Genomic DNA, 1,112 nt, shown 5'->3' on the forward strand with positions numbered 1-1,112 from the left:
TAGCACTACTTTGGCAGAATGTGTTGCGAGGTCTGGAGTAGAAGGTTTCCACAGTGGGGGCATTGCCCGATGGGTGGTCGCAGGATGCGATCAAGAATGGCCTGTCGTATTGCTGGCAGACTGGGCTGTGGTGGTGGGCCGGTGACTCTTTTTTTTCCGCCCGACCGCCGTGAGGCGCCGGGACTGGAGAAAGGCGTAGGCCATCATGGACATTAGGGCGTGTCGGTGCAGGCCTGTCCATGATCGCCCCTCAAAGTGATCGAGGCCCAGTTCCTCCTTGAGTTGCTGATGCGCCTGCTCGCAGACCCATCGGGCTTTGATCGCAGCGGCCAGTAGCCTGAGGGAGGAGTCGGCAGACAGGTTGGACAGATAGTATTTCCGTTCTCCAGTGGAACGGTGCTCGCCAATCAGCCAGGCTTCCTCCCCGGGCATATGCTGGGCCGTCCGGCCACCGATACGCTGGGCTGGACCATCTGCAACGCGTATCCGCATGGCTGCAAAGCGGGCCGCCAGGCCACCTTTGGTCCCGCGACGCCAACTGACCCTGCGCCATGTTGCAGTTTCCAGTATCTTATGGGCAGGGACAGATTGCTGGTCCGGTACCGGATGCATCCGGGATGGGCCGCGCTTTCTGGCCGGAAACACCAGCTCCACATCGGTGGAATAGACTTTCTGATGGCGTGGTATCCCGACTGCCCAGCGCAGGCCCCGCGCACTCAGGGCCTGACGGAACGGGGCGGACAGGCCATAACCGGCATCCGCAAGAACACAGCCAAAACGGACACCTGCGGCACAGAGGCGATCAATCTCTTCGATCGCCATCTCCGGTTTGGTCCTGGAGCCCTGATGTTCCAGTGGAACACCAGCCCGATTCAGGCGTGCCGGATCTGCTGTCCAGATATCGGGCAGGAACAGACGGAGTGACAGCATCAGTGGCACTTCACGCGAAGCCAGTGTCACGGACACCAGTGTCTGACAATTCGCTTTCTTGCCCAGGGTCGAAGCATATTGGGGCGCTACGCCAACAGAATGTTCTCCCTTTTTGGAAGGGAGGTATCATCGATGATCAGCCATGAACGCTCCCCGCCCACCAGATGGTCAGCATGACGCCA

At 60.0% G+C, this 1,112-nt stretch carries 1 pseudogene; it reads right to left on the reverse strand.

What is annotated here, in order from left to right:
• A pseudogene (locus tag JCM25156_RS17625) lies at positions 1 to 1,112 on the reverse strand (IS701 family transposase); the annotation flags it as partial.

The organism is Komagataeibacter kakiaceti JCM 25156, assembly GCF_000613305.1.